General features: G+C 73.0%; 25 protein-coding genes. 10 read left to right on the top strand and 15 right to left on the bottom strand.

The features are described 5' to 3' along the window. Positions 1 to 19: 19 nt before the first annotated feature. The 4 genes from efeB to E4623_RS14675 all read right to left on the bottom strand — a co-directional run bounded on the left by efeB (position 20) and on the right by E4623_RS14675 (position 4,198). Positions 20 to 1,264: an iron uptake transporter deferrochelatase/peroxidase subunit gene (gene efeB / locus E4623_RS14690; protein WP_134767302.1), complete on the bottom strand. Its 1,245-nt coding sequence runs from the start codon at positions 1,262 to 1,264 to the stop codon at positions 20 to 22. 13 nt (positions 1,265 to 1,277) lie between these two features. Further along, the gene (efeO, locus tag E4623_RS14685) at positions 1,278 to 2,441 is read right to left on the bottom strand and encodes an iron uptake system protein EfeO (RefSeq protein ID WP_209020705.1); all 1,164 of its coding nucleotides are present in this window, start codon (positions 2,439 to 2,441) and stop codon (positions 1,278 to 1,280) included. After that, a complete protein-coding gene (gene efeU, locus E4623_RS14680; protein WP_134767301.1) occupies positions 2,438 to 3,328 on the bottom strand; it encodes an iron uptake transporter permease EfeU in 891 nt (296 codons plus the stop codon). Before efeU ends, efeO begins: the two co-directional genes overlap by 4 nt. A 117-nt stretch (positions 3,329 to 3,445) precedes the next feature. After that, complete coding sequence (locus E4623_RS14675; RefSeq protein ID WP_134767300.1) at positions 3,446 to 4,198, bottom strand: DsbA family oxidoreductase; 753 nt, start codon at positions 4,196 to 4,198, stop codon at positions 3,446 to 3,448. Positions 4,199 to 4,326: 128 nt separating this feature from the next. On the opposite strand from E4623_RS14675, the gene E4623_RS14670 reads away from it, so the two are divergent. The 3 genes from E4623_RS14670 (at position 4,327) to E4623_RS14660 (ending at position 7,468) form a co-directional block, all read left to right on the top strand. Then, entirely contained in the window at positions 4,327 to 5,637 is a 1,311-nt protein-coding gene (locus E4623_RS14670; protein ID WP_167736652.1) for a DUF222 domain-containing protein, read from the top strand. 107 nt (positions 5,638 to 5,744) lie between these two features. After that, entirely contained in the window at positions 5,745 to 6,671 is a 927-nt protein-coding gene (locus tag E4623_RS14665) for an ATP-binding cassette domain-containing protein (RefSeq protein WP_134767298.1), read from the top strand. Next, a complete protein-coding gene (locus E4623_RS14660) occupies positions 6,668 to 7,468 on the top strand; it encodes an ABC transporter permease subunit (protein WP_134767297.1) in 801 nt (266 codons plus the stop codon). Before E4623_RS14665 ends, E4623_RS14660 begins: the two co-directional genes overlap by 4 nt. A gap of 73 nt (positions 7,469 to 7,541) precedes the next feature. On the opposite strand, the gene ilvC is transcribed toward E4623_RS14660, so the two are convergent. The 6 genes from ilvC to E4623_RS14630 all read right to left on the bottom strand — a co-directional run bounded on the left by ilvC (position 7,542) and on the right by E4623_RS14630 (position 13,030). Beyond that, positions 7,542 to 8,570, bottom strand: coding sequence for a ketol-acid reductoisomerase (gene ilvC / locus E4623_RS14655; RefSeq protein WP_280633660.1), 1,029 nt, complete (start codon positions 8,568 to 8,570; stop codon positions 7,542 to 7,544). A gap of 49 nt (positions 8,571 to 8,619) precedes the next feature. Then, complete coding sequence (gene ilvN / locus E4623_RS14650) at positions 8,620 to 9,159, bottom strand: acetolactate synthase small subunit (protein WP_134767296.1); 540 nt, start codon at positions 9,157 to 9,159, stop codon at positions 8,620 to 8,622. Beyond that, positions 9,156 to 10,904, bottom strand: coding sequence for an acetolactate synthase large subunit (locus E4623_RS14645; protein ID WP_134767295.1), 1,749 nt, complete (start codon positions 10,902 to 10,904; stop codon positions 9,156 to 9,158). The genes ilvN and E4623_RS14645 overlap by 4 nt, the downstream gene beginning before the upstream one ends. A 270-nt stretch (positions 10,905 to 11,174) precedes the next feature. Next, positions 11,175 to 11,897, bottom strand: coding sequence for a 4a-hydroxytetrahydrobiopterin dehydratase (locus tag E4623_RS14640; RefSeq protein ID WP_134767294.1), 723 nt, complete (start codon positions 11,895 to 11,897; stop codon positions 11,175 to 11,177). Beyond that, complete coding sequence (locus tag E4623_RS14635; protein ID WP_134767293.1) at positions 11,894 to 12,307, bottom strand: VOC family protein; 414 nt, start codon at positions 12,305 to 12,307, stop codon at positions 11,894 to 11,896. The genes E4623_RS14640 and E4623_RS14635 overlap by 4 nt, the downstream gene beginning before the upstream one ends. 27 nt (positions 12,308 to 12,334) lie before the next feature. Next, entirely contained in the window at positions 12,335 to 13,030 is a 696-nt protein-coding gene (locus tag E4623_RS14630; protein WP_134767292.1) for a GNAT family protein, read from the bottom strand. Positions 13,031 to 13,191: 161 nt separating this feature from the next. Between E4623_RS14630 and E4623_RS14625 the strand changes: the two genes are divergently transcribed. Then, positions 13,192 to 13,563 (top strand): UBP-type zinc finger domain-containing protein, encoded by a 372-nt coding sequence (locus E4623_RS14625; RefSeq protein WP_134767291.1) that lies wholly within the window; start codon positions 13,192 to 13,194, stop codon positions 13,561 to 13,563. 23 nt (positions 13,564 to 13,586) lie between these two features. Here the strand turns inward: E4623_RS14625 and E4623_RS14620 are convergent, their stop codons facing one another. From E4623_RS14620 to E4623_RS14610, 3 genes are read right to left on the bottom strand one after another with little or no spacing between them, the layout of a single operon-like run. Beyond that, positions 13,587 to 14,609, bottom strand: a complete 1,023-nt coding sequence (locus E4623_RS14620; protein ID WP_134767290.1) for a S66 peptidase family protein — start codon at positions 14,607 to 14,609, stop codon at positions 13,587 to 13,589. Between the two features lie 5 nt (positions 14,610 to 14,614). Next, positions 14,615 to 15,784: an MFS transporter gene (locus E4623_RS14615; RefSeq protein ID WP_280633669.1), complete on the bottom strand. Its 1,170-nt coding sequence runs from the start codon at positions 15,782 to 15,784 to the stop codon at positions 14,615 to 14,617. Between the two features lie 47 nt (positions 15,785 to 15,831). Further along, positions 15,832 to 17,037, bottom strand: coding sequence for an aminotransferase class V-fold PLP-dependent enzyme (locus E4623_RS14610; protein ID WP_134767289.1), 1,206 nt, complete (start codon positions 17,035 to 17,037; stop codon positions 15,832 to 15,834). Between the two features lie 116 nt (positions 17,038 to 17,153). On the opposite strand from E4623_RS14610, the gene E4623_RS14605 reads away from it, so the two are divergent. Further along, positions 17,154 to 18,347: a GNAT family N-acetyltransferase gene (locus E4623_RS14605; RefSeq protein WP_134767288.1), complete on the top strand. Its 1,194-nt coding sequence runs from the start codon at positions 17,154 to 17,156 to the stop codon at positions 18,345 to 18,347. Positions 18,348 to 18,404: 57 nt separating this feature from the next. On the opposite strand, the gene E4623_RS14600 is transcribed toward E4623_RS14605, so the two are convergent. Together E4623_RS14600 and ilvD are read right to left on the bottom strand one after the other, a co-directional pair. Continuing rightward, positions 18,405 to 19,424, bottom strand: a complete 1,020-nt coding sequence (locus E4623_RS14600; RefSeq protein ID WP_134767287.1) for a hypothetical protein — start codon at positions 19,422 to 19,424, stop codon at positions 18,405 to 18,407. Positions 19,425 to 19,447: 23 nt separating this feature from the next. After that, a complete protein-coding gene (gene ilvD, locus E4623_RS14595; RefSeq protein ID WP_134767286.1) occupies positions 19,448 to 21,148 on the bottom strand; it encodes a dihydroxy-acid dehydratase in 1,701 nt (566 codons plus the stop codon). A 161-nt stretch (positions 21,149 to 21,309) separates the two neighbouring features. Here ilvD and E4623_RS14590 point away from each other — a divergent pair, with 161 nt between their 5' ends. The 5 genes from E4623_RS14590 to E4623_RS14570 all read left to right on the top strand — a co-directional run bounded on the left by E4623_RS14590 (position 21,310) and on the right by E4623_RS14570 (position 26,154). Next, on the top strand, positions 21,310 to 22,164 hold the full coding sequence (locus E4623_RS14590; RefSeq protein WP_245155083.1) for an EamA family transporter: 855 nt from the start codon (positions 21,310 to 21,312) through the stop codon (positions 22,162 to 22,164). 103 nt (positions 22,165 to 22,267) lie between these two features. Beyond that, positions 22,268 to 22,498, top strand: a complete 231-nt coding sequence (locus tag E4623_RS14585; protein ID WP_134767285.1) for a hypothetical protein — start codon at positions 22,268 to 22,270, stop codon at positions 22,496 to 22,498. A gap of 60 nt (positions 22,499 to 22,558) precedes the next feature. After that, on the top strand, positions 22,559 to 23,494 hold the full coding sequence (locus E4623_RS14580) for an alpha/beta hydrolase (protein WP_134767284.1): 936 nt from the start codon (positions 22,559 to 22,561) through the stop codon (positions 23,492 to 23,494). Between the two features lie 4 nt (positions 23,495 to 23,498). Continuing rightward, on the top strand, positions 23,499 to 24,695 hold the full coding sequence (locus tag E4623_RS14575; protein ID WP_245155082.1) for a PQQ-dependent sugar dehydrogenase: 1,197 nt from the start codon (positions 23,499 to 23,501) through the stop codon (positions 24,693 to 24,695). A 94-nt stretch (positions 24,696 to 24,789) separates the two neighbouring features. Continuing rightward, positions 24,790 to 26,154 carry a haloacid dehalogenase-like hydrolase gene (locus E4623_RS14570; RefSeq protein ID WP_134767283.1) on the top strand — a complete coding sequence of 455 codons (1,365 nt, stop codon included), beginning with the start codon at positions 24,790 to 24,792 and terminating at the stop codon, positions 26,152 to 26,154. Positions 26,155 to 26,173 lie beyond the last annotated feature (19 nt).

Raw genomic sequence — 26,173 nt, 5'->3', positions numbered from 1 at the left:
GTGCGTCGCGGACCGCTGCTCAGGCGAACAGGGCCTGGCCCACGTGCTCGCCGTCGGCGGTGCCCGGAGGCACGGCGAAGAGCGCCGAGCCGGTGACCTTGAGGTACTCCATCAGCGCGTCGGACTTCGCCATGGTGTTCTGGATCGGGATGAAATGGGTGTCGGGGTCGCGCACGTAGGCGATGAAGAACAACCCGGCGTTCAGCCCCCCGCGGTCGTCGCTGCCGTCGACGAAGTTGTAGCCGCGGCGCAGCATCCGGGCGCCGTCGTGGAGGTCGGGGTGGACCAGCCGCACGTGGGCGTCGACGGGCACCGACGGCGACGTGCCGGTGACGGCGTCGAAGTCGGGCTCGTCGAACTCCCCACCGCCGGAGAGCGGACCGCCCTCGCCCTTGGTGCGGCCGACGAAGAGCTCCTGGTCGCCGAGCGGCTGCCGGTCCCAGACCTCGATGGTCATGTTGATACGGCGCGCGCACAGGTAGGACCCGCCGACCAGCCACGGCGCCGCCGCGTCGTCGTCGGCGCCGACCCAGACGTGCTCGGCGAGCGCGGCGGTCTCCTCGGCCTTGACGTTGGCGGTGCCGTCCTTGAACCCGAACAGGTTGCGCGGGGTGTCCTGGGTGGTGCTGGTCGAGGACGTGCGGCCGAACCCCAGCTGCGACCAGCGGACGGCGGCCCGCCCGAACGCGATCCGGGCCAGGTTGCGCACGGCGTGGACCGCCACCTGCGGGTCGTCGGCGCACGCCTGCACGCACAGGTCGCCGTTCGACTTCGCCGGGTCGAGCATGTCCGCGGGGAAGTGCGGCAGCGTGCGCAGCGCCGCGGGACGCCGGTCGGCGAGGCCGAACCGGTCGTCGAAGAGCGACGGCCCGAAGCCGAAGGTGATCGTGAGACCGGACGCCGGCAGGCCGATGGCCTCACCGGTGTCGTCGGGCGGCAGCAACGGATCGCCCTCGACCGGCCCCACCTCGCCGGCCGGCTCGGCCCTCGTCATCCGCTCGGCGGCCTCGGTCCAGTCCTGGAGCAGCGACACCAGCTCGTCGCGGTCGTCGGTGGTGACGTCGAAGGCGGCGAAGTGCAGTCGGTCCTGCGCCGGCGTCACGATGCCGGCCTGGTGCTCGCCGCGGAACGCGTACGCCGCCGGCCCGCTCGCCTCGGACGCCTCGGCCGCGGTGGTGCGCCCGACGGCGAAGGCGCCGGCCACCCCGGCGGCGGCCGCGCCGCCGCCGAGGAGCCCACGTCGGGAGATGCGCGGTGTGCTCATGGCCTCAAGGAGATCAGACGACCGCGGCCGTCAGGCTGCCGAGGGGCTCGGCGAGCGCGTCGACGGCGTTCGAGAGGCCCTTGACCTCCTCGGGCGTGAGGTCGGTGTAGAGCTTGAAGCCGTCGCCCTCGCGCTGGGCGTCGAGCAGGGTCTGGAGCTCGTCGAACCGGGTGGTCAGCGTCTCGGCCAGCTCGGGGTCGTTCTTCTCGACGATCGGCTTGACGCCGTCGAAGGCGACCCGCGCGCCGTCGACGTTGGCCTGGAAGTCCCACAGGTCGGTGTGCGACCAGAACTCCTCCTCGCCGGTGACCTTGCCGACCGCGACCTCCTCGAGCAGGCCACGCGAGCCGTTGGCGAGCTGGTCGATCGTGTAGTCGAGGTCCTGGATCTTCTCGTCCAGCGTCTCGGTGTTGGCCAACAGGTCGTCGGCGTAGAACGCCCGCTCCTCCGGCGTGAGGGCCTGGTACTTGACGGCGTCCGCGGGCCAGAGGTCCTTCTCGATCTTGTGCCAGCCCGTCCACTCCTGGCCGGGCTCGAGGTCGGCCTCGCGCAGGTCCATCTTGGGGTCGAGGTCGCCGAAGGACTCGGCGACCGTCTCGATCCGCTCCCAGTGGGTGCGGGCGACCGGGTAGAGCACGCGGGCGGCGTCGTCGTGGTCACCGGCCTTGTAGAGGTCGACGAACTCCTGGGTCTTCTCGAGCAGCTGCGCGGACTGGTCGCGCACGTAGAGCTTGTAGCCGGCCAGCGCCTCGTCGACCATCTCCTGGTCGCTGGCGCTGAGCTGCTCCTCGCCCTCCTCGGACTCGGTGACGGTGAACGCGGAGCGGATGCCCTCGCCCTTCATCCCGGGCTTGCACGACGCGAAGTACTCGCCGGCGGGGGCGTTCACGGTCAGGGTGTTACTGCTGTCGGCACCGATGTTCTCGACCTCGCCGAGGATGCGCAGACCGTCCTTGCCGAGCAGGTAGAACTCGGTCACGTCGCTGCCCTTGTTGCTCACCTCGAACGTCAAGGTGCCGGCGGGAGCCTCGTCGCCGGAGACGGTGCAGGCGTCGTCGGTGGACTCGACCGTGAACGCGCGGCCCGCCTCGGCCTGCTCGGTGCTCTCGGTGCCGCACGCGGCCAGGACGGGTGCTGCCACCAGCAGGCCGGCCGCGGTGATGAGGATTCGCTTCACGAGGTGGGTTCCTTCTCTTCGGTGCTGACGGGTGTCGGGCTCTGCGCGGCGGGCGCTCGGCGCCCGGGACGGGTACGGAGGATGAAGATCGTCATCACCGGCACGACGTACAGGACCCAGGCGAGGGCCTCCAGGACGGTCGGGGTGGGCGTGAAGTTGAACATCCCGCCCAGCAGCGAGCCGTACCACGAGCTCGGGTCGACGACGCCGGAGATGTCGTAGAGCTGGTTGCCGTAGCCGGGGAGGACGTCGATCTCCTGGAAGTCGTGGACGCCGTAGGACAGCACGCCACCGGCGACGAGCACGAGCAGCGCCCCGGTCCAGGTGAAGAACTTGCCGAGGTTGATCGAGATCGCACCGCGGTAGATGAGGTAGCCGATGACGACGGCGGTCCCGATGCCCAGGAGGGCGCCGACCAGCGGCGTCGACGTCGTCTCGAAGGCCTCGGACTTGTCGCGGCCGGTGGCGTCGCGGGTGTTGGCCCAGAGGATGGCCGCGGTCTCCATCCCCTCGCGTCCGACCGCGAGGAAGGCGATCAGGACGACCGAGAGCCGGCTGTCGGCAGCGGCGTCCAGCTTGCCGCGCAGCTCGCCGGCGATGCTCTTGGCCGCGCCGGCCATCCAGAAGATCATCCAGGTCACGAAGACGACGGCGACCAGCGACATCGTGCCGCCGAGGAGCTCCTGGGAACGGAAGTCCAGGGCGCGGGACTGGAAGCCGAGGAAGAGGGTGAAACCGACGCTCAGCGCGACCGCCAGACCGACGCCGACCCAGATCCACCTGAGCTGCGGACGACGATCGGACTTGACCAGGTAGGCCACCAGGATGCTGACGACGAGCGAGGCCTCGAGGCCCTCGCGGAGGCCGATCAGGAAGTTGCTGAACACAGCCGGCGATCGTACGCCTGAAGGATAGGTTTACCTAACCTGTGTGGCAGGGGTCTCGCGGCACGGCGGGCTCGGGCGTGCTCGGGGGCGTTCCGGAGCGGGCCAACTCGGGGTGGTTCAGGGCGTCGACGGGACGGCGCAGGCGCCGTCGTCGCAGCCCGGTGCGACCGCCGCGTCCGCAGTGTCACCCGGCCCGTCGCCCGCCCCGATCGTGACGATCGAGCTCGGCGCGTGGTGGGTCCAGGCGCGCTCCAGGAGCTGGGTGAAGACCTCAACCGGCTGCGCCCCGCTGACGCCGTAGCGGCGGTCGACGACGAAGAAGGGGACGCCGGTCGCGCCGAGTCCGGCGGCTTCGCGGACGTCGGCCTCCACCTCGTCGTCGTACCGGTCGGAGGACAGCACGGCCCGCACGTCGTCGGCGTCGACACCGACGCCGGTCGCGATCTCGGTCAGGACGGCCGGGTCGGCGAGGTTGCGGGCCTCGACGAAGTAGGCGTGCAGGAACGCCTCCTTCAGCTCGGCGCGGAGCGGGCCCGCGGCGTGCAGCAGCCGGTGGGCGTCGCGGGTGTTGAGGTGCAGGCCCTCGGCGTGCCGACCGAAGTCGAGGCCCACCTCGGCCGCGACACCGGCGACCTGGGCGATCATCTGCTGCCCGGCGTCCGCACCGCCGCCGTACTTGCGCCCGATCATCTCGGCGACGCGCTCGGTGGGCCCGTCCGCACCCGCGGGTGCCGACGGGTCGAGCTGGAAGGAGCGCCACTCGACGTCGACCCGGTCGCGGTGCTCGAAGCCAGCGAGCGCCTCCTCGAGCCGGCGCTTGCCGATGTAGCACCAGGGACACACGACGTCGGACCAGATCTCGATGAGCACGCCTGCCTCAGCACCACGACCGCCGGATGTGTTCCCGGCGCGAGCGTTCGGGGGCCGACCAGACGGTCGTCCACAGGGCTGGGAGCGGTGGTGGACGAGCGTCGGGCGCCGTGCCTAACGTCGCCGCCATGAGACAGTCCGCGGCAGCGTCGAGCCCGTCGTTCCCCGCGACCGCGGCCGCGTGCGTGGACGAGCTCGCCCGGCTCGAGGACCGCAAGGCGGAGATCGCCGCCCGGCAGGCCCGCGTGACCGCGCACCTCTCGTCCCTGTGCCCGGGGTCGAGCGACCGCAGCCTCGGCGCCCAGGTGGGCCTGGCGCGCCGCGAGTCGCCGTACCGGGGTCGGCGCCTGCTCACCCTCGCTCGTGGCCTCGACCACGGGCACCCCGAGGTGCTCGCCCTGCTCGAGGACGGAACGCTCAACGAGCGGCGGGCCGAGCTCATCTGCACCGAGACCGACACCCTCGACATCGACCAGCGTCGCGACGCCGACCGGGCCATCGCACGGCTGATCACCGAGAACCCCGAGTGGGGCGACCGCACGATCGAGCACGAGGCCCGCCGGGTGACGATGCAGGCCGACCCCGACGGCAGCACCGCCCGCCGGGAGCAGGCCCAGGCGGGGCGGCACGTGTCGGCCCGGAGCAAGGGTGACGGCACCGGCCTCGTGACCGGCACGGTGCCGGACCACGAGATGGTGGCCATCATCGCCTCGCTCGAGGAGTCCGCCGAGTCGCTACGAGCCTCGGGCGACGACCGCACCCGCGCCCAGATCACCGCCGACCTCTTCGTCGAGCGGCTCACCGGCCAGAGCGTCGCGGCCGCGACCCCGGTGCACATCGAGCTCGTCGTCCCGGTCGCCACGCTGCTCGCCGAGGGCGACGAGCCCGCCGAGGTCCACGGTCTCGGCCCCGTGCCCGCCCCGGTCGCTCGCCGTCTCGCCCTCGCCTCGCCCGACGGGGCCACCCGGGTCCGGCGGCTGTTCGCCCAGCCGGGGCGACTCGTCGCGATGGAGTCCTCGACCCAGCTGTTCGACGGACTGCTGCGCAGCTTCGTCGGGCTGCGCGACCGCCGGTGCCGCACCCCGTGGTGCGACGCACCGATCCGACACCACGACCACGTCGTGCAGCGGCGCTCCGGAGGAGCGACGTCCGCAGCGAACGCACAGGGACAGTGCGAGAGCTGCAGCTACACCAAGGAGGAGCAGGGCTGGACCCACCAGGTCGTCCGGACCGACGTCGACGGCGTCCACGAGGTGGAGATCGCCACCCCGACCGGGCACCGCTACCGGAGCCGCGCGCCCACGCCGCCGGGCGACGTCGTCCCTCCTGAGCCGGCAGGTCGGTCGGAGGCCGTCAGTGACGGCGCGACGCCCCCCGACGGTCCTGGGGTCGGTGCCGAGGACGGCGACACCGACCCCGCGCCGGGTGACGCCGCGTGAGCTCGCGCCTGCCTCGACCCTGAGACGATCTCGGGGTCGCGGACCAGGGTGCGCTCCGGCGCCGTCCCCGATGCCAGGAGGGGCCCCTGACCACGAGGCTTCGAGACATGATCACGGTCGAGAACCTCACCAGGACCTACGGCGGCTTCCGAGCCGTCGACGACGTCTCCTTCACGGCACGGCCCGGACGGGTCACCGGCTTCCTGGGGCCCAACGGCGCCGGCAAGTCAACCACCATGCGGGTCCTCGTCGGGTTGACCCCGGCGACATCCGGCAGCGCGACCGTCGCCGGCCGCCGCTTCGCGGACCTGCCCAACCCCGCCCGCGAGGTCGGCGTCCTGCTGGACGCCTCGGCCCAGCACGCCGGCCGCACCGGGCGCGAGATCCTGACCATCGCGCAGCGCACGCTCGGGCTGCCGTCCTCCCGCGTCGACGAGATGCTCGAGCAGGTCAGCCTGACGCCGTCCGAGTCCCGACGCCGGGTGCGGAACTACTCGCTCGGCATGCGCCAGCGCCTCGGGATCGCCGTCGCCCTCATCGGGGACCCCGCGGCGCTCATCCTCGACGAGCCGGCGAACGGGCTGGACCCGGCCGGCATCCGATGGATGCGAGACCTGCTCCGCACCTACGCCGACCGCGGCGGCAGCGTGCTCCTGTCCTCCCACCTGCTGCACGAGATCGAGGTCGTCGCCGACGACCTGGTCGTCATCGGCAACGGACGGATCGTGGCGAGCGGCACCAAGGCCGAGCTGCTCGCGAGCGCGGGCACGCTGGTCCGCACCCGCGACGTGCCGGCGCTCACCCGGGCCCTGGCCGAGTCCGCCATCGACACCACTCCCCTCGACGGCGGGCTGCGCGCCGACGCCGACGCGGAGCTGGTGGGCAAGGTCGCGCACGCCGCCGGCGTCGCGCTCATGGAGCTGCGCCCTGCCGAGGGCGCCGGACTCGAGGAGATGTTCCTCGAGCTCACCGCTGACACGCAGCGCGAGTCCACCACCCCCACGCAGGACCACCCGAACGGAGCAGCGGCATGACCGCCACCACTGTCGAGACCGTCGACACCCACGCCCGCCCGACCTTCTCCGCGATCCCGCTCAGCCGGGTCGTCTCGGTCGAGCTGCGCAAGATGTTCGACACCCGCTCGGGCTTCTGGTTGCTGTGCAGCATCGGCATCCTCGCCACGCTCGCCACGGGCGCGGTCATCCTCTTCGCTCCCGACTCCGAGCTGACCTACGAGACGTTCGCCACGGCGATCGGCTTCCCCATCGCGGTGGTGCTCCCGATCATCGCCGTGCTGTCGGTGACGAGCGAGTGGAGCCAGCGCACCGGTCTGTCGACGTTCACCTTCGTGCCGAACCGCGGCCGGGTGATCGCCGCCAAGGCGATCTGCGCCATCGGTGTCGGCGTGGTCTCGATGGTCCTCGCCGCCGCGATCGGGGCGGTCGGCAACGTCGTGGGGACGGCGATCGCCGGCGTGGACACGGTCTGGAACGTGTCGCTGCTCGAGCTCGGGCTGATCGTCCTGGCCAACGTGCTCGGGCTGCTGGTCGGCTTCATGCTCGGAGTCCTGCTGCGCAACTCGGCGGCCGCGATCGTCGCGTACTTCGTCTACTCGTTCGTGCTCAGCGTGATGACCGAGCTGCTCGCCGGACTGCAGGACTGGTTCGCCGACATCCGGCCCTGGGTCGACTTCAACTACTCCCAGGCGCCCCTGTTCGAGGGCAGCGTCTCGGTCGAGCAGTGGACCCAGCTGGGCGTCGCGAGCGTGTTCTGGCTGGTCATCCCCCTGGCGATCGGTCTGCGCATCGTGATGCGGTCCGAGGTCAAGTAGCCGACGCGAGCAGGAGCAGAACCGCCCCGTCACGACGTGTCGTGACGGGGCGGTGCTGTCGGACGAGGTGCGGTCAGCGCGCCGAGGAGCCCTCGACGTAGTCGGAGTCGTGCGACTTCACCCAGGCCATGAGCTTGCGCAGCTCGCGCCCGGTGGACTCGATCGGGTGGGCCTCACCCTTCTTGCGGAACTCGGTGAACTCCGGCGAGCCGTTGTCCATGTCGGCGATGAACCGCTCGGCGAAGGCACCGTTCTTGATGTCGTCGAGGACGGCGACCATGTTCGCCTTCACGTCGGGCGTGATGACCCGAGGACCGGAGACGTAGTCACCGAACTCGGCGGTGTCGGAGACCGACCAGCGCTGCTTGGCGATGCCGCCCTCGTACATGAGGTCGACGATCAGCTTGAGCTCGTGCAGGCACTCGAAGTAGGCGACCTCCGGCTGGTAGCCGGCCTCGATGAGGACCTCGAAGCCGTACATGACCAGCTGCGACGCGCCGCCGCAGAGGACGGCCTGCTCGCCGAACAGGTCGGTCTCGGTCTCCTCGGTGAAGGTGGTCTTGATCCCGCCGGCACGGAGCCCGCCGATGGCCTTGGCGTACGACAGCGCAAGCGGCCAGGTGCCGCCCGAGGCGTCCTTCTCGACGGCGACGAGCACGGGGACGCCGCGGCCGTCGACGTACTCGCGACGCACGAGGTGGCCCGGGCCCTTGGGGGCGACCATGAAGACGTCGACGCCCTCGGGCGGGGTGATGTAGCCGAAGCGGATGTTGAAGCCGTGGCCGAACACCAGGGTGTCGCCCTCGGCGAGCTGGGGGGCGATCTCCTCGGCGTACAGCTTCCGCTGGTGCTGGTCGGGCGCGAGGATGACGACGACGTCGGCCTCCTCGGCCGCCTCGGCGGGCGTGACGACGCGCAGGCCCTCGGCCTCGGCCTTGGCCCGGCTCTTCGAGCCGGGCTGGAGGCCGATCCGGACGTCGACGCCGGAGTCGCGCAGCGACAGGGCGTGGGCGTGACCCTGGCTTCCGTAGCCGATCACGGCCACGTTCTTGCCCTGGATCAGGGAGAGGTCGGCGTCATCGTCGTAGAACATCTCAGCCACTGCAGGTTCCTTCTCTCGGCGCGAGCGCGCACATTCTTGTAGGGGTTGTTCAGCCCGCGACGGGCGGGACGGGAACGGTGACCGGGCGCAGGCTGCGCTCGGAGATGGAGCGCGAGCCCCGGCTGATCGCGACCTGCCCGGACTGGACGAGCTCGCGGATGCCGAAGGGCTCGAGGACGGCGAGGAAGTCGCCGATCTTGCCGGAGTTGCCGGTGATCTGCATGGTGACCGCGTCGGGTGCGACGTCGATGACCTTGGCCCGGAACAGCTGCACGGTGTCGAGCACCTGGCCGCGGGTCTCGGCGGTGGCCGCGACCTTGACCAGGACGAGCTCCCGGTTGACGGAGTTCGTCGGGTCGAGCTCGACGATCTTGATGACCTCGACGAGCTTGTTGAGCTGCTTGGTGACCTGCTCGAGCGGCGAGGACTCGACGGCGACCACGATGGTCATCCGCGAGATCTCCGGGTGCTCGGTCGGCCCGACGGCGAGCGACTCGATGTTGAAGCCGCGGCGGCTGAACAGGCCGGCGATCCGGGCCAGGACGCCGGGCTTGTCCTCGACCAGGACGCTCAGGGTGTGTCGGCTCACAGGCTCGCCTCGTCCTCGTCGAAGTCGGGCGCGAGGTCGCGCGCGTACTTGATCTCGTCGTTGCTGGTGCCGGCGGCGACCATCGGCCAGACCATCGCGTCGCGGTGCACGCGGAAGTCGACCACGACGGGGACGTCGTTGATGCCCATCGCCTTCTCGATCGTCGCGTCGACGTCCTCGGGCTTCTCGCAGGCCAGGCCCACGCAGCCGTAGGCGTCGGCGAGCTTGACGAAGTCGGGGATCCGCTTGGAGTGCAGGTCGGTGTTGGAGTAGCGCTCGTTGTAGAAGAGCGTCTGCCACTGCCGCACCATGCCGAGCGACTCGTTGTTGATGATCGCGACCTTGATCGGGATGTCGTTGATCGCGCAGGTGGCCAGCTCCTGGTTGGTCATCTGGAAGCAGCCGTCGCCGTCGATCGCCCAGACGGTGGTGTCGGGCATGCCGACCTTCGCGCCCATCGCGGCCGGGACGGCGTAGCCCATCGTGCCGAGCCCGCCGGAGTTGATCCAGGTGTTCGGCTTCTCGTAGCGGACGAACTGCGCGGCCCACATCTGGTGCTGGCCGACGCCCGAGGCGTAGACGGTGTCGGGACCGGCGATCGCGCCGAGGCGCTCGATGACGTACTGCGGCGAGAGGCCGCCGTCGGCGGGCTCGTCGTAGCCGAGCGGGTACGTCGACTTGATCCCGGCCACGAACGCGACCCAGCCCTCGTAGTCGCCGGTGCGACCGGCGGCCGCCTCGGTCGTCAGGGTCGCGACGAGGTCGAGGAGGACCTCGCGGACGTCGCCCACGATCGGGACGTCGGCGTGCCGGTTCTTCCCGATCTCGGCGGGGTCGATGTCGGCGTGGATGATCTTGGCGTGCGGCGCGAACGAGTCGAGGTTGCCGGTGACACGATCGTCGAAGCGGGCGCCGAGGCTGATGATCAGGTCGCTCTTCTGCAGCGCGGCGACGGCGGCGACGGTGCCGTGCATGCCCGGCATCCCGAGGTGCTGGACGTGGCTGTCGGGGAAGGCGCCGCGGGCCATCAGGGTGGTGACGACCGGGATGCCGGTGAGCTCGGCGAGGGCCAGCAGCTCGCGCGACGCGCGGGCCCGGATGGTGCCGCCGCCGACGTACAGGACGGGCTTGCGCGACTCGAGGATCAGCCGGGTGGCCTCGCGGATCTGCTTCGCGTGCGGGCGGGTGACGGGGCGGTAGCCCGGCAGGTGCAGCTCGCTCGGCCAGTCGAAGATGGTGCTCGCCTGCAGCGCGGACTTCGCCACGTCGACCAGCACGGGACCGGGACGGCCGGTCGAGGCGATGTGGAAGGCCTCGGCGATGCGGCGCGGGATCTCGGCCGGGTCGGTGACCAGGAAGTTGTGCTTGGTGATCGGCATCGTGATGCCGCGGATGTCGGCTTCCTGGAAGGCGTCGGTGCCGATCATCGAGGCACCCACCTGACCGGTGACGGCCACCATCGGGACCGAGTCCATGTGGGCGTCCGCGATCGGCGTCACGAGGTTGGTCGCCCCCGGGCCGGACGTCGCCATGCAGACGCCGACCCGGCCGGTGGCGGCGGCGTAACCCTGGGCCGCGTGGCCCGCGCCCTGCTCGTGGCGGACCAGGATGTGCCGGATCGTGGAGTCCATCAGCGGGTCGTACGCCGGGAGGATGGCGCCGCCGGGGATCCCGAAGATCGTGTCGGCTCCGGCCGCCTCCAGCGACCTGATCAGGCTCTGGGCGCCTGTCATCTGTTCGGTCATGCCGCGGGTGTCCTTACTGCTGGTGGTGCGGATGGGTCGGGGTCCTCCGGGCAACAAAAAACCCCTCGGCCAGGGTGGCTGCGAGGGGTGACGCGCTGGCGTTGCCTGGTGGGACCAGGGTCAGCCGGCGCGTCGGGTGCGTACGAGAAGGCGGTGGAGCATGCCCTCACCGTAGCCGGTGGCCCTGCGCAGCCGGGACCCAGTCTGTCACCGTCCCACATGTCGGGATGGAGATCCCGACATGTGGGCAGCGAGCGACCGACCTCGTGGTCAGGCGGGGTTGCGCCCGAGCCACGTCGTGATGCACGCCTGGTTGCCCTGCGCGTCGGCCAGCACCCAGAACGCCGGGGCGCGCTCGTCGGAGACGAGCGTCCCGCCGGCCTCGATCGCCTGCTTCACCCGACGCTCGGCCACCTCGGGCGGGACCCGCAGGTCGAAGTGCCAGCGCTGCTGCGGACGGTCGTGCCGCTCGGCGTCCTGCGCCCAGATCGTCGGCATGGTCCCGTCCGGGTCGACGAGCTCGTCCTCGAACCGGTCGTTGCTCTCGTAGCCGAGCAGCGCCGCCCAGAACGGCTTGACCTCGGCGAAGTCCCAGGTGTCGAGGCCGACCTCGAGCACCGAGACCTCGTCGGGTCGGGCGGTCGCGCCGAGGCGTCCGGCGAGGTCGGTGATCGTGCGGGCGAGGCGGACGTCGCGCATGGTCACGCCGCCGACGTCGTGGCTGGAGAGCCGGACGTCGACGCGGGGGTAGGTGAGGTCGACGTCGGGGTGGTGGTCCATCTCGTCGGCCGCCGCGCCGATCCCCTCGACCAGCTTGACCCCGGTGGCGAAGTCGCCGGTCTCGAAACGGCCGTGCAGCCGGGAGAACAGGATCCGCCAGTCCGCCAGCAGCTCGGCCTCGACGTCGTGGCCGGACAGGAGGGTCGTGTCGGTCCGCTCCTCGCCGGGGTCGGTGGTCGTCTGGTCGGTCGTGTCCGACGTGTCGTCGCTCATGGCAGCACCTTCTGTCCGATGGGTCCGGGATTGGTGGCGATCTCCCAGCGGAAACCGTCGGGGTCGGCGAAGTAGCCGGTGTAGCCGCCCCACTCGCGCTCCTGCGCCTCGCCGACGGCCACGGCGCCCGCGGCGACCGCCTCGGCGAGGACGGCGTCGACCTCGGCCGGGGTCCGCACGTTGTGGGCGAGCGTGACCGGAGCGACCCCGTCGTGGGCGGCGATCGGCCCGACCTCGTCCTCGAAGCTGGCGCGGCTCCACAGCGACAGCACGAGGTGCTCACCGGCCGCGAGCATCAGCACGTCGCCGTCGTCGAACGATGGCTCCCAGCCGAGCCCGTCGACGTAGAACGCCCGGCTCGCCGCGAGGTCGGCGACCGCCAGGGTCACGAAGCTGATCCGCTGGTCCATGCCCGCGACCCTGCCACAACCACCCGGTCAGGTCTCCACACGAAGGGGCGTGCGCTGGTGCCCGTCGACGTCGAAGTTCCCCGGGTCGAGCCACCGCTCGTGCGCGGCTCGGACGGCGGGCCACTCGCTGTCGGTGACCGAGAACCAGTCGGTGTCGCGGTTGCGGCCCTTGGTGATCATGTGGTGGCGGAACCGGCCCTCGTAGGTGAAGCCGAGCCGCGCGGCGGCCCGCCGCGACGGCTCGTTCAGGGAGTCGCACTTCCACTCGAAGCGGCGGTAGCCCAGGACGTCGAAGGCCCACCGCATGAGCAGGTGCGTGGCCTCGGTGGTCGCGGGCGTGCGCTGGAGGTGACGCGCGTACAGGACGCCGGCGACCTCGACCTGCCCGGTCGCCGGGTCGATCCGCATGAACGACGTGAGCCCGGCGGCCTCGCCACCGCGCGGGACGACGGCCCAGGCCTCGACGGTGTCGGGTGCCAGCACGTCGGCGACGAACGCCTCCGTCGCCGGTACGTCGGCCGGGGGCTCGGTCGGTCGGTAGCTCCAGAGCGCGTGGCTCCCGGGGTCGCAGAGCGAGCGGTGCAGCGCCGGGGCGTGGTCGAGCGAGAGCGGCTCGAGGACGACGTGGCGACCCTCCAGCACGACGGCGACCGGCCAGGCCCGCGCCGACCACCCCTCGACCATGTCGCCGACCGACTGCCCGTGCTCGTTGAGGTGCACCATGAGGGCCAGTGTCACCGACGTGGACACGCCCCGTCACCGGCACACCCCGACCGCGGCCGTGGCGACTCGGCGCCCGCCCTCCGGCGCGAGCGTCGGGTCCGTGGGAGTCACGGGTCCGCGGCTCTCGACCGCGGGGCACCTCGCCCGGCAGAATCCGCCCCATGACCGATCCCGGTGCGACCCCGACGGACGCCGTCGACCTCTCCGTCCCTCCCAGCGGCGCCGGCTGCGTCGAGTGCGACTCCGTCGAGGGCTGGTGGGTGCACCTGCGCCGTTGCGCCGCCTGCGGCCACGTCGGCTGCTGCGACTCCTCCCCGGGCCAGCACGCCTCGGCCCACTTCGCCGCGACCGGACACAGCGTCATGCAGAGCTTCGAGCCGGGCGAGGACTGGTTCTGGGACTTCGCGCACGCCGCCGTGGTCGACATGCCGGCCGGGTTCGAGCTCGCCGAGCCGCGGTCGCACCCGGCCGACCAGCCTGCGCCCGGCCCGCGGGGGCGGGTCCCCGCCGACTGGCGCTCCCACGTGCACTGAGGCGCCGGCCCCGTTCGGGACGGTCAGACCAGCGACTGCGTGATCTCGCGCCGGTCGCCGTCCACGACCACCCGCGCGAGGGCGCCGTTGACGAGCGGCAGGAACGGCTGGCAGTGACCGACCTCGACGTCGAGCACGATCGGCACGTCGAGCGACCCGAGCGCGTCCCGGACGGCGTCGTGCTGGCTCAGGTCGGCGTGGCCGGGCGCCCGGGTGCGGCCGACCAGGATCGCGGTCGCCTGCTCGAACCAGCCCGCCAGCCGCAACCCGTGCAGGGCGCGACCGACGGTGTAGGCATCGGCCTCGGCCGCCTCGAGGTACACGACGAGACCGTCGCCGGCGTGCAGCTCGCCGTACCCCGGGACGTCGCCGAACGGCGTCCCAGCGAGGTGCGAGACCGTCTCGATGCAGCCGCCGACCAACCGGCCGGTCACGTCGAGGCCGCCCCCGCCGACGAGGGTCCAGGACCCTGTCCCCGGCAGCGTCATCTCCTCGACACCCGGGTCGCCGCGGTAGTCGTCCCAGCCGTCGTCGCGGTAGCGGCCCGGGCTGCGCTGGACGACGTCGTCGCCCTCCCCGAGCGCCGCGAGCCCCGTCCAGTGCGCGAGGCCCTCGGGCGTGCGGTAGGCGGTGTCCATCAGGTTGCTACCGTGGATCGAGGCCCACCCGAGACGGGTCGTCATCGGCAGCAGCAGCGTCGATAGGTCGCTGAAGCCGACCACCCAGGTCGGCTCGAGGGCGGCCAGCGCGGTCCAGTCGAGCTGGTCGAGCAGGTCGATCAGCAGCTCCCCACCCCACGGCGGGACGACGGCGCGGACCGCCGGGTCCGCGAGCATCGCGGTCAGCTCGGCGGCCCGCTGGGCCTTCGGCGCCGAGACGTAGCGGTCCCCGGCCAGGCAGTCACCGACGCGGACGTCGTACCCGCGGGCGCGCAGCCAGCCCACGTTGTGCTCGAGCCGGGCCCGCAGCCCGGCGTCGACCCCGGACGACGGTGCGGTCACGGCGATCGTGTCGCCCGGGCGGAGGGGTGCGGGGTAGCGGGTCACGCCCCTCACCCTGCCAGGCCGGGCTCCGGCTCCTCGCCGAGCGTCTCGGTGGCCACCAGCCACGGCAGCACGGCGAGCAGGCTGACCAGCGCCGTCACGCCGAACGCGTACCCGAACCCCCACCGATCGGCGACCAGGCCGACCAGGACCGGACCGAGGATGGCGCCGCCGTCCTGCGCCATCTGGAAGGTGCCCAGCACCGTGCCGCCGGCCCGGTCGGACCCGACGACGTCCGCCACCGTCGCCTGCTGGCCGGGGTTGACCAGCCCGGCGCCGACGCCGGAGAGCGCCGACAGCGCCAGCAGGGTGACGAGGTCGCCGCTGAGACCGATCAGGCCCAGGCCGAGCGCGGTCACGACCAGCCCGACCAGCACCAGCGGACGCCGCCCCACCGAGTCCGCGACGCGGCCGGCGACCTGCAGGGTCAGCGCCGTGCCGAGCGCGGCGAGGGCGAGCGCGACCCCGGCGACCCAGGTGTCGTCGTGCACGACGACGGCGAACTGCGGCAGCACCGCCACCCGCACGCCGAAGTTGCACCACCCGTTCGCGAAACCCGACGCGAGCGCCGCCCGGTAGGCGAAGTGGCCGAGCGCCTCGCGGACGCGCATCGGCGCCTTGACCGGGCCCGACCCGTCCGGGCGCAGCTGTGCCGAGGAGAGCCGGACGCCGACCACCGCCGCCGCGGCGACCAGCGCGACGGCGTAGGCGATGAACGGGACGCGCAGGCCGAAGCCGGCCAGCGCGCCGCCGAGCACCGGCCCGAGCATGCCGCCGATGAGGAACGAGCTCGCGTACGCCGAGGACACCCGGCCACGGATGGTCGGCGGCGCGAGCCGCACCAGCAGCGCCATCGCCGAGACGGTGAACATCGTCGAGCCGATGCCGCCCAGGCCGCGGAAGACCAGCAGCTGCGCGTAGGACTGGGCGAAGGCCGTCGCCAGCGACGACGCCGCGACCAGGAGCAGGCCGGTGAGGTAGACCGGCCGCTCCCCCAGCCGCGACACCAGCGCCCCGCCCGCCGGCGCGAAGACCAGTCGGAAGAACGCGAACGCCGACACGACGACCGACGCGGCCGCCACCCCGACGTCGAAGCTGCGGGCGTAGGCCGGGAGCACCGGTGCGACCAGGCCGAAGCCGATCGCGATGACGAAGGCCGAGCCGACGAGGACCTTGATCTCGGCCGGGATCGGCGGCCGGCCGGCCTTCCGGCCCGTGCGCGCGCTCAGGTGAGGCCGTCCAGCACCTCGCGCACGGCGCGCAGCCCGCGCTCGACCTCGTCGTACGACGTCGACAGCGGCGACAGCCCCAGCCGCAGCCCGTGCGGGTCGCGGTAGTCGGGGATCACGTCGCGCTGCCAGAGCGCGGCGGTCGCCCCCCGCATCAGCGGGTGGTTGAGGGTGACGTGGCCGCCGCGCCGCTCGGCGTCGCGCGGCGACGCGACCGTCGTCTCCGGCAGGAGGTCGTCGGCGAGGGCGATCGCGTGCTCGGTCAGCCCGACCGACTTGGCGCGCACGGCGTCCATGCCGACCTCGCCGAGCAGCGCGAGCATGTCCTGGACGGCGAGCATCCCGACCACCGGCGGGGTCCCCGACAGCATCCGCCGGATGCCTGCGGCGGGCGCGTACGTCGGGCCCATCAGGAACGGGTCGGTCGCGCCCATCCAGCCCTGGACGGGCTGGACGAGCGGGTGGTCGGGGTCCGCCAGCAGCCGCTGCGCGACGTAGACGAACGCCGGCGCACCCGGCCCGCCGTTGAGGTACTTGTAGGTGCAGCCGACCGCGAGGTCGGCGTCCCAGGCGTCCAGGGCCAGCGGGACCGACCCGACCGAGTGCGACAGGTCCCAGAGCACCAGGGCGCCGGCGTCGTGCGCGATCCGGGTCAGCCCGGGGCCGTCGGCGAGCCACGCCGACCGGTAGGCCACGTGGCTGAGGACGACGAGCGCCGTGCGCTTCCCGACCACCGCGGCGAGCTGCTCGGCGGTGACGCCGCCCGCGGTGTCGACGTCGATCCACCGCAGCGTCAGCCCGCACTCGCGGGCGACGCCGTCCGCGACGTACCGGTCGGTCGGGAAGTTGTCACGGTCGACGACGATCTCGGTGCGGCCCGGCCGCAGCACGACCGCGGCGCGCATCGCCTTGTAGAGCAGGACGGTCGTCGAGTCGCCCACGACGGTCTGCCCGGCCGCGGCACCGAGGCACGTGCGTCCGAGCTCGTCGCCGACGACCTCGGGGAGCGCGAACCAGCCCTCGTCCCAGCCGCGGATCAGCCGGCTCCCCCACTCGCCGCCGACGAAGTCGCGCAGCCGGTCGCCGGTGAGGTGCAGCGGTCGGCCGAGGGAGTTGCCGTCGAGGTAGACCAGGGGTTCGTCGGTGCCGACGAAGCGGGCCCGGTACGCCGCCAGCGGGTCCTGCGCGTCGAGGTCGGTCACGGTGGCGAGGCTACCGAGCCGGGCCCGGCGGCGCGGAGCGGGACGGCACCGGCGGCACCACCCACCCCGGGCGAACCCGCTCGACACCGGGAGCCGCCACCCGGTAGACCTGCGACGTGGAGATCCGCCGCCTGACCCTCGACGACTTCGACCAGACGATGGCCCTGGGCAAGGAGGCCTTCGGGAGCCTCCCGCCCGGCACGCCGGCACCGGCCCGGCCGACGACCGAGGCGACGAACCGGCGCGTGTGGGGTGCCTTCCACGACGGCCGGCTGCTGGGCCGGGTCGCCGCGTACCCGTTCGCGTCGTGGTTCGGGGGCGCCCGGGTGCCGACGTCCGGGATCGCGTCGGTGGCGGTCGCGGCCGAGGAGCGCGGCGGCGGCCTGCTCGGCGAGCTGTTCGCCGCGGTGCTCGAGGAGGCCGCGGGGCTGGGCGAGGTGGTCTCGACGCTCTACCCGACCGCCAACGGCATCTACCGCTCGCTCGGCTACGAGCTCGTCGGCTCCTACGACGTCGCGTCGGTCCCGACCGCCGAGCTGGCGCGGGTCCGGCCGCCGACGGCCACCCGCACCCGCCGGGCCACCGTGGCCGACGTCCCGGTGGTCCGGGCGCTGTACGCCGCGTGGGCGGCCGAGCAGAACGGCCCCCTGACGCGCACCGGCCCGGCCTACGCGGAGACCGACGAGGAGGTGCTCGGCGAGCACGACGCCGTCACCCTCGCGGTCGACGCCGACGACCGCGTCGTCGGCTACGCCGCCTGGGACCGCGGCCACGGCTACGACGCCACCGCCAGCATCACCGTCCACGACCTGCTGGCCACCACCCTCGACGGCTACCGCGCGCTGTGGTCGATGTTCGCGACGTTCTCGTCGGTGACCGGCCACGTCCGGGTGCAGACCTCGGGCCAGGACCCGGCGCGGCTCGTCCTCGGCACGTCCACGTGGGACCTGGTCGAGCGACACCCCTACATGCTCCGCGTCTGCGACGTCGTCGGCGCCCTCGACGCCCGCCGGGTCGTCGTCCCGGGTCTGGCCGCGGACGTCGGCTTCGCCGTCGCCGGCGACCGGTTCGGCAGCACCGACGGGACCTACCGCCTGACCCTCGGCGACGGCCCCGGCCGGTGCACCCGCACGAGCACCGACGGCCACGTCCCCACCTTCACGCCCCAGGGCCTGGCGATGCTGTACGCCGGCGCCCAGTCGTGCGGCAACCTCCGCCTGACCAGCCACCTCACCGGCCCGCGCGAGCACGACCTCGTCCTCGACGCCGCTCTCAGCGGTCGCCCCGTCCACGTCCGCGACTACTTCTGACCGACGCACGGACCGACGCACCCCCGGGCCCACGAGGAGCCCGCAGCGGGGACGCACCTACTGGAAGCTGACGAACCGCACCTCGGGGCGGATGCGGTGCACGGCGTCGGCCGGCATCCGGCGCACGTCCTCGTCGTAGAAGAGCTTGAACCCCATCCGGAACTGCCGCGGCCGGGCGACGTGGTGGTACGTCGCGAGCTTCTGTCCCGGGGTGCCGAAGCCGTCGACGTGCTGGACCATCGCCAGCCCGGGCCGGGGCCGGACCCGGTCGATGTCGGAGATCATCTCGCGACGGAACTGGTGGAGGACGAACAGCTTCTCGGGCAGGTCCTCCCCGGCCCGCAGCCGCGCCAGCCAGGCCGCGGTCCGGTCGACCTCGGCGCCCCGCACGGACCCGATCACCCGGCCGGGCACCTGCCGCGGACCCATCCGCCACTCCGGGTCGAGCGCGAGGCCGACCGACGGGTCGCGCAGCGCCCACGCCCAGCGCCGAGCCACCTCGGGGAACGTCGACCGGCCCGGTTGGATGTCGAGCAGCAGCAGCGCGTCGTGCCGGCGGGCGGCGCGCAGGTAGCGCTCGACGACGGCCCGCGGGACGTCGTGGCTGTAGTCGCCGTCGGGGCCGGGCACACCGTCGGCGACGGTGACGATGAGCTCGTAGACCGGCTGGACGGGGCGACCGGGGCGGGCGAAGCGCCGCGCCTCGCGCATCAGCCGCCGGTGCATCGTGTCGGGGTCGGACTCGCCGAGCACCCCGAGCGACGCGGTCTGACCGGTTCCGTAGTAGGCCACCAGCATCCGGCCGTCGGCGAAGACCCGCCGCCCGGGCGGCGGCGTCGCAGGCTCCGGCGGCGGATCCGGCGTCGCGACCGGCGCACTCGGGCTCGGTGAGGGGACCCCTGACGTCGAGGCGCCCCCCGAGGGCCCCGCGGGCGCCGCGGACGCCGAGGGAGCCGACCCGTCGGGCCGCGCCGACGCGGCGTCGTCGTCGGTGAGGCGGACGACGCCGGCCAGCAGGATCAGCACGAGGATCGCCGCCAGGGCGCCGAGCACCCCGCGGCCCTCGCGGGTCAGCACGGTCGTGGTCCTCGCCGGGCCGCTCAGGAGGTGACGGCGCCGTGCGCCGCCGAGGCGACCGTGCGGGCGTACTTGCCGAGCACGCCGCGGGTGTACTTCGGCGGGTTCGGCTCCCACCCGACCTTGCGGGACTCGAGGTCGTCGGGGTCGATCTCGACCTCGAGGGTCCGGTTGAGGACGTCGAGGGTGATCGGGTCGCCGTCACGCACGAACGCGATCGGCCCACCGTCGACCGCCTCGGGGGCGACGTGCCCGACGCACAGGCCCGTCGTGCCGCCGGAGAATCGGCCGTCGGTGAGGAGCAGCACGTCCTTGCCGAGGCCGGCGCCCTTGATGGCGCCGGTGATGGCGAGCATCTCGCGCATGCCGGGGCCGCCCTTGGGGCCCTCGTAGCGGATGACGACGACGTCGCCGGCACCGATCTTGCCCTCGGTGAGGGCGTCCATCGCGGCGCGCTCGCCGTCGAAGACCCGGGCGGTGCCGGAGAAGACGGACTCGTCGAAGCCGGCCGACTTGACGACCGCGCCCTCGGGGGCGAGCGAGCCCTTGAGGATGGTCAGGCCGCCGGTGGCGTGGATCGGCCGGTCAAGGCTGCGGATGACGTCGTCGTCGAGCGCCGGCGGCGCGAGGGCCTCGAGGTTCTCGGCCATGGTCCTGCCGGTGACGGTGAGGCAGTCGCCGTGCATGAGGCCGGCGTCGAGGAGCGCCTTCATCACCACGGGGATGCCGCCGATCTTGTCGACGTCGTTCATCACGTAGCGACCGAACGGCTTGAGGTCGGCGAGGTGCGGCACCTTGTCGCCGACCCGGTTGAAGTCGTCGAGGGTGAGGTCGACCTCGGCCTCGCGGGCCATCGCCAGCAGGTGCAGGACGGCGTTGGTGGAGCCGCCGAGCGCCATCACCACGGTGATCGCGTTCTCGAAGGCCTCCTTGGTCATGATCTGGCGCGCGGTGATGCCGAGGCGCAGCAGGTTGACGACGGCCTCGCCGGAGCGGTGGGCGAACCCGTCGCGGCGGCGGTCGACGGCCGGCGGCGCGGCCGAGCCGGGCAGCGACATGCCGATCGCCTCGGCCACCGCCGCCATCGTGTTGGCGGTGTACATCCCGCCGCAGGCGCCCTCACCGGGACAGATCGCGCGCTCGATGCGGTCGACCTCCTCGCGGGTGATCTTGCCGGCCAGGCACGCACCGACGGCCTCGAAGGCGTCGATGATCGTGACGTCGTGACCGTCGACCTGGCCGGGCATGGTCGAGCCGGCGTAGAGGAAGACCGAGGAGAGGTCGAGGCGCGCGGCGGCCATCATCATGCCGGGCAGCGACTTGTCGCAGCCGGCGAGCAGCACCGAGCCGTCGAGGCGCTCGGCCATCATCACCGTCTCGACGGAGTCGGCGATGACCTCGCGGGAGACCAGCGAGAAGTGCATGCCCTCGTGGCCCATCGAGATGCCGTCGGAGACCGAGATGGTGCCGAACTCGAGCGGGTAGCCGCCGGCGGCGTGGACGCCGTTCTTGACGGCCTTGGCCAGCCGGTCGAGGGAGAGGTTGCAGGGGGTGATCTCGTTCCACGACGAGGCGACGCCGATCTGCGGCTTCACCCAGTCGTCGTCGCCCATGCCGACCGCCCGGAGCATCCCACGCGCGGCGGCCTTCTCGAGGCCGTCGGTGACGTCGCGCGAGCGGGGCTTGATGTCGGGGTGCTGCGGCTGAGCGGGGGCGTCGTCCATGCCCCGAGGATAGGACGCGGCGCCGACGATCGGGCGTCGGGTTCAGGCCTCGGCCACCGCCGTGAGCCGGCCCGGGGCCCCGCCTCGGCGCCCTCGTCGGGTCGGGGGCGGGCCGAGGACGCCGTCCCGGCACCCCGGGCGCGCCCTCCTACAGTGTGCGGGTGCCACGACCGTCCCCCATCGTGCTGGTGCTGGTCGGCATCGCCTCGGTGCAGCTCGGCGCGAGCATCGCCAAGTCCCTCTTCGACGAGGTCAGCCCGACGACGATCGTCTGGCTGCGCCTGGCCACCAGCGCGGTGGTGCTCGTCGCCATCGCCCGGCCCCGCCTCCACGTCCGCTCGCGCGCCGACCTGCTCGCCGTCCTCGGGTACGGCGCCAGTCTCGGCCTGATGAACTGGGCGATCTACCAGTCCTTCCAGCGCATCCCGCTCGGCATCGCGGTCACCGTCGAGTTCATCGGCCCCCTCACGCTCGCGGTCCTCGGCTCGCGCCGGGCGCGTGACCTGGTCTGGGTCGCGCTCGCGGCCGCCGGCGTCGCGCTGCTCGGCGCGGAGCGTGCCGACCTCGACGTGCTCGGGGTCCTGTTCGCCCTGCTCGCCGGGGCGGCGTGGGCGTCGTACATCCTCCTGGCCGGCTCGGTCGGGCGCCGGTACGACGGCCTCGACGGACTCGCGCTCGGCAGCGTTGTCGCCGTGGTGCTGCTGACGCCGTTGCTGCTCACCGACGACGCGACCGACGGCCTGCTCGACCCACGGATCCTGCTCCTCGGCGCGGCGGTCGGGCTGCTGAGCTCGGTGGTGCCCTACAGCTGCGAGCTGATCGCCCTGCGCAGCATCCGGCCGGCGGTGTTCGGGATCCTGATGAGCCTCGAGCCGGCCGCCGCCGCCCTGGCCGGTCTGCTCGTGATCGACGAGCGGCTGTCGCCCGTGCAGTGGCTGGCGATCGCGTGCGTCATCGCGGCCAGCGTCGGCGCGACCCGGCAGCGCGGCACCCTGGCCGATCCCGTGCCCGACTGAGCGTTCCGCTCGCCGCCCTCCGAGCCGGTCCCACGCAGCTGCTTCACGCAGGTGTCACGTCGAGGTGGTGCCCCCGGGGCGTCGTCGGCGTAGCGTCGGGGCCATGGCCCACTCCTCCAGCGCCGGCAGCCCGTTGCGGGCGCTGGTCCAGATCGTGCGTGACTGGCCGGTCTCCTCCCAGCAGCGGGCACGCCGCAACGCGATGGTGGCCACCACCTCCTGCGCGCAGCGACGCGTCGAGCGGCAGGAGGTCGCCGACTTCCTGGCTACCCGCCCGGCCGACCACACCGACCACACCGACCGCACCGACCCGGAGCACCGAGCCGGGCACTGAGCGAGCACCGCGCCGGTGACGCGACGTCGCGCAGCACCGTCGACGGGGCACAATCACCGCATGCCGACCTCTCCCTCGCGAGCCGTCACCCCCACGTCGGGGCCGTGGTCGCTGCAGTTCCGCGACGTCCTCTCCGACGACGGCACCCACCTCCGTGCCTGGACCAACGACCCCGACGGCACCCTCGCCGCCGCCGGTGCGCCGACCGTCGTGCTGTGCAACGGGCTCGGCACGAACCCGTGGTGCTGGCCGGCGCTGCTCGACCCCGGCTGCGGGGTCCGGGTGGTCTCGTGGAACCACCGCGGGGTCGGCGGGTCCGAGCGGCCGCGCGACCCGGGCCACGTCGAGATCGAGCACTTCGTCGAGGACGGTCTCTCGGTGATGGATCACTTCGGCATCGACCGGGCGGTGCTGATGGGGTGGTCGATGGGGGTCAACACGATGTTCGAGATGGCGGTGCGACAGCCCGAGCGGGTGGCCGGGCTGTTCGCGGTGGCCGGCGTGCCGGGTGACACGTTCGCCACGATGCTCGGCCCGCTGCACGTGCCGCACGTGGTGGCGCGGGCGGTGACGGTGTCGCTGTCGCGGGCGATGGCGGTGGCCGGCCGGGCGCTCTCGCCGGTGGCACGGTCGCTGCCGATCGGACCGCGCGCCATCGCGGCGCTCTCCCACACGGGCTTCATGCTGCCGGTGCGCGACCCGGTGCTCGCCGCGATGGGGGTCAAGGAGTTCCTCACCACCCCGCTCGACTGGTACTTCCACCTCGCGCTGAGCACCTCGCGCCACGCCCGCGTGTCGCTGAGCGGCATCGAGGTGCCGGCGTTCTTCGTCGCCGGCCGCTACGACGTCCTCGCCGGATCGCGCGACATGGCCACCGCGGCGGCGCGGATGCAGGACGCGGAGTACGTCGAGCTGGCGACGTCGCACTTCGTGCAGATGGAGCAGCCCGCCCGGGTCCACGCGCTGCTGCGCGACTTCCTCGCGAAGGTCGGCTGACGACGTGCGGCGGCGCACGACGCCACTCCTGGCGACCCTGACCACCGGCGTCCTGCTGCTGGCGGCGTGCGGCGGCGGGGACGACGGCCCGGACGACGCCGCCTCGTCGACCTCGGCCGCACCGAGCCCGACCGGGCCGGCGAGCGACCCCACCGGCGATCCGACGGGCACCCCGACGGGCACCCCGACAGGCACCCCGACGGGCGACCCCACCGCGGGCGCGCCCTCGGGACCGCCCGAGGCCGAGGCGATCGTCACCGGCCTCGAGGTGCCCTGGGGCATCGACTTCTTCCCCGACGGCAGCGCGATCGTCACCGAGCGCGACACCCGCCGGGTGCTCCGCGTGACGCCCGAGGGCGACGTCACCGAGCTCGGCGTCGTCGAGGCGGCCGAACCGACGGGCGGCGGCGCCGAGGACGGCCTGCTCGGCGTCGCGCTGTCGCCGACGTTCGAGGACGACGCCCTCGTCTACCTCTACCTGACCACCGCCGACGACAACCGCGTCGTGCGCACCGAGCTGCGCGACGACCGGCTCGGCGACGACCTCGAGGTGCTCCTCGACGGCATCCCCAACGGCTTCATCCACGACGGCGGCCGGCTCGAGTTCGGCCCCGACGGACTGCTCTACGTCTCCACCGGGGAGTCCGGCGAGCCGGGCCTGGCGCAGGACCGCGACTCCCTCGGCGGCAAGGTGCTGCGCCTGACGCCCGACGGCGACCCCGCGCCCGGCAACCCGTTCGACTCCCCGGTCTACTCCTACGGCCACCGCAACATCCAGGGGCTCGCCTTCGACGACCAGGGCCGGCTGTGGGCCTCGGAGTTCGGTGACCAGGAGACCGACGAGCTCAACCTGATCCGCGCCGGAGGCAACTACGGCTGGCCGGAGGTCGAGGGCGCCGGCGGTGCCCCCGAGTACGTCGACCCGCTGCAGACCTGGGACACCGACGACGCGTCGCCGTCCGGTCTCGCCCACGCCGACGGATCGCTGTGGATGGCGGCCCTCAAGGGCGAACGGCTGTGGCGGGTGACGCTCGACGGCCGCCGCGCCGTGGACCCGAACGCCTTCTTCATCGGCCGCTACGGCCGGATGCGCACCGTCGCGGTGGCCCCGGACGGGGCTCTCTGGGTCACCACGAGCAACCGTGACGGCCGCGGCACGCCCGCCGCGGAGGACGACCAGATCCTCCGGGTGACCTCGTAGTCGGCCGCCCCGGGCTCGTCCCGCGTCGGGCGTAGCCAGGCTCCGCGCAATGTGGGACGGTCGGAGGACGCTTCACTCTCGGGAGGTACTCCTCATGCGTCGTCCCCGTCTAGGCCTCGTGGTCGCCGGCATCCTCGCCGCCGTCCTCGGCGCCACCCTCACCGCCACGCCCGGCACCGCCACGCCCGGCACCGCTCGCACGCCCGACGTGCGGCCGTCCGCCGCGGCCCGTACCGCGGCCGGCACCGCGCCCACCGCGGCGCGCTGTCCGCAGCTGCGCCTCGCCGAGCGCTGGTACGGCGACAACGCCGAGCTGATCCAGCGCGTCATCGACCGCCGCGGCCGCTGCTCGTGGCCGGGCGGGCGGGCGCCGCGGCAGCGCCCGTACGCGGTCTTCGACTTCGACAACACCCTGATCAAGAACGACATCTCCGACCAGACGATCTTCTGGATGCTCGGCCACGACAAGATCCTGCAGCCGCCGGGCCGCAACTGGCGGGCGACGAGCCGCTACATGACCGACGCCGGCGCTCGGGCCCTGCGCCGGGCGTGCGGCTCCCTGGCCCGGCCGGGTGAGCCGCTCCCGACCCGCACCGACGCCCGGTGCGCCGACGAGATCCTCTCGGTCCGCAAGGAGCAGACGACGACCACCGGCGAGGAGGTCTTCGCCGGCTACCACCACCGCCGGATGGAGGCGATGTACGCCTGGGTCGGCCAGGTGCTCCAGGGCTACCGCCCCGCCGAGGTACGACGCCTCGCGGCCCGCGCTCGCACCGCCGCCCTCGAGGCGCCGATCGGCGCGACCCAGCGCGTCGGGTCGACCCGCCAGACCGCGTGGATCCGCTACTACCCGGAGATGAGGGACCTGGTGCGCACGCTGGAGCGGGCCGGGATCGAGCCGTGGATCGTGTCGGCCTCGCCGAAGGAGTTCGCCGACGTGTGGGGCGGCGGCCTCGGCATCGACCGCGCGCACACGATCGGGGTCTCGCAGCTGACCACCCGCGGCCGGCTCAACGGCCACCTCGAGGGCTGCGGCGGCATCCCCGACGGCGCCGACGCGATCATGACCTACGTCGACGGCAAGCGGTGCTTCATCAACAAGCGGGTGCTCGGGGTGGACGGCCCGCGGGCGCTGCGCCCGATGCCGCGCGCGCTCCGCCCGGTCCTGGCCGGCGGCGACGCGACCACCGACGTCTCGATGGTCAAGGACGCGACGGGCGTGCACGTCGTCCTCAACCGTAACTCCGCGGAGCTGATGTGCGTCGCCTACGACGGCGACGCCACCGGTGATCGGCGCTGGGCGATCAACCCGATGTTCATCCAGCCCCTGCCGCAGCTCGACGAGCCCTACCCGTGCTCGACCACCGCCGCCCTCGGCCCGCGCGGCCGCGAGCGCCCGGCGCGGCGCGACGACGGCACGGTCATCCCCGACCAGGAGGACACCGTCTTCGCCGGGTGAGGCTCCGCGTCGCCCTGCG

This window comes from Nocardioides sp. 1609 (assembly GCF_004522105.1).
Taxonomy (GTDB): domain Bacteria; phylum Actinomycetota; class Actinomycetes; order Propionibacteriales; family Nocardioidaceae; genus Nocardioides.
Note: the sequence above shows the minus strand (reverse complement) of the source record. Positions and strands in the feature narration are given on the sequence as shown.

Excerpts from the sequence above, each read along its gene's own strand:
- E4623_RS14635 (WP_134767293.1), bottom strand. The coding sequence starts at position 12,307 with ATGGACCAGCGGATCAGCTTCGTGACCCTGGCGGTCGCCGACCTCGCG.
- E4623_RS14625 (WP_134767291.1), top strand. The coding sequence starts at position 13,192 with ATGACCGATCCCGGTGCGACCCCGACGGACGCCGTCGACCTCTCCGTC.
- efeB (WP_134767302.1), bottom strand. The coding sequence starts at position 1,264 with ATGAGCACACCGCGCATCTCCCGACGTGGGCTCCTCGGCGGCGGCGCG.
- E4623_RS14570 (WP_134767283.1), top strand. The coding sequence starts at position 24,790 with ATGCGTCGTCCCCGTCTAGGCCTCGTGGTCGCCGGCATCCTCGCCGCC.
- ilvD (WP_134767286.1), bottom strand. The coding sequence starts at position 21,148 with ATGGACGACGCCCCCGCTCAGCCGCAGCACCCCGACATCAAGCCCCGC.
- E4623_RS14640 (WP_134767294.1), bottom strand. The coding sequence starts at position 11,897 with ATGAGCGACGACACGTCGGACACGACCGACCAGACGACCACCGACCCC.
- E4623_RS14665 (WP_134767298.1), top strand. The coding sequence starts at position 5,745 with ATGATCACGGTCGAGAACCTCACCAGGACCTACGGCGGCTTCCGAGCC.
- E4623_RS14660 (WP_134767297.1), top strand. The coding sequence starts at position 6,668 with ATGACCGCCACCACTGTCGAGACCGTCGACACCCACGCCCGCCCGACC.
- E4623_RS14645 (WP_134767295.1), bottom strand. The coding sequence starts at position 10,904 with ATGACCGAACAGATGACAGGCGCCCAGAGCCTGATCAGGTCGCTGGAG.
- E4623_RS14670 (WP_167736652.1), top strand. The coding sequence starts at position 4,327 with ATGAGACAGTCCGCGGCAGCGTCGAGCCCGTCGTTCCCCGCGACCGCG.
- E4623_RS14630 (WP_134767292.1), bottom strand. The coding sequence starts at position 13,030 with ATGGTGCACCTCAACGAGCACGGGCAGTCGGTCGGCGACATGGTCGAG.
- E4623_RS14580 (WP_134767284.1), top strand. The coding sequence starts at position 22,559 with ATGCCGACCTCTCCCTCGCGAGCCGTCACCCCCACGTCGGGGCCGTGG.
- E4623_RS14585 (WP_134767285.1), top strand. The coding sequence starts at position 22,268 with ATGGCCCACTCCTCCAGCGCCGGCAGCCCGTTGCGGGCGCTGGTCCAG.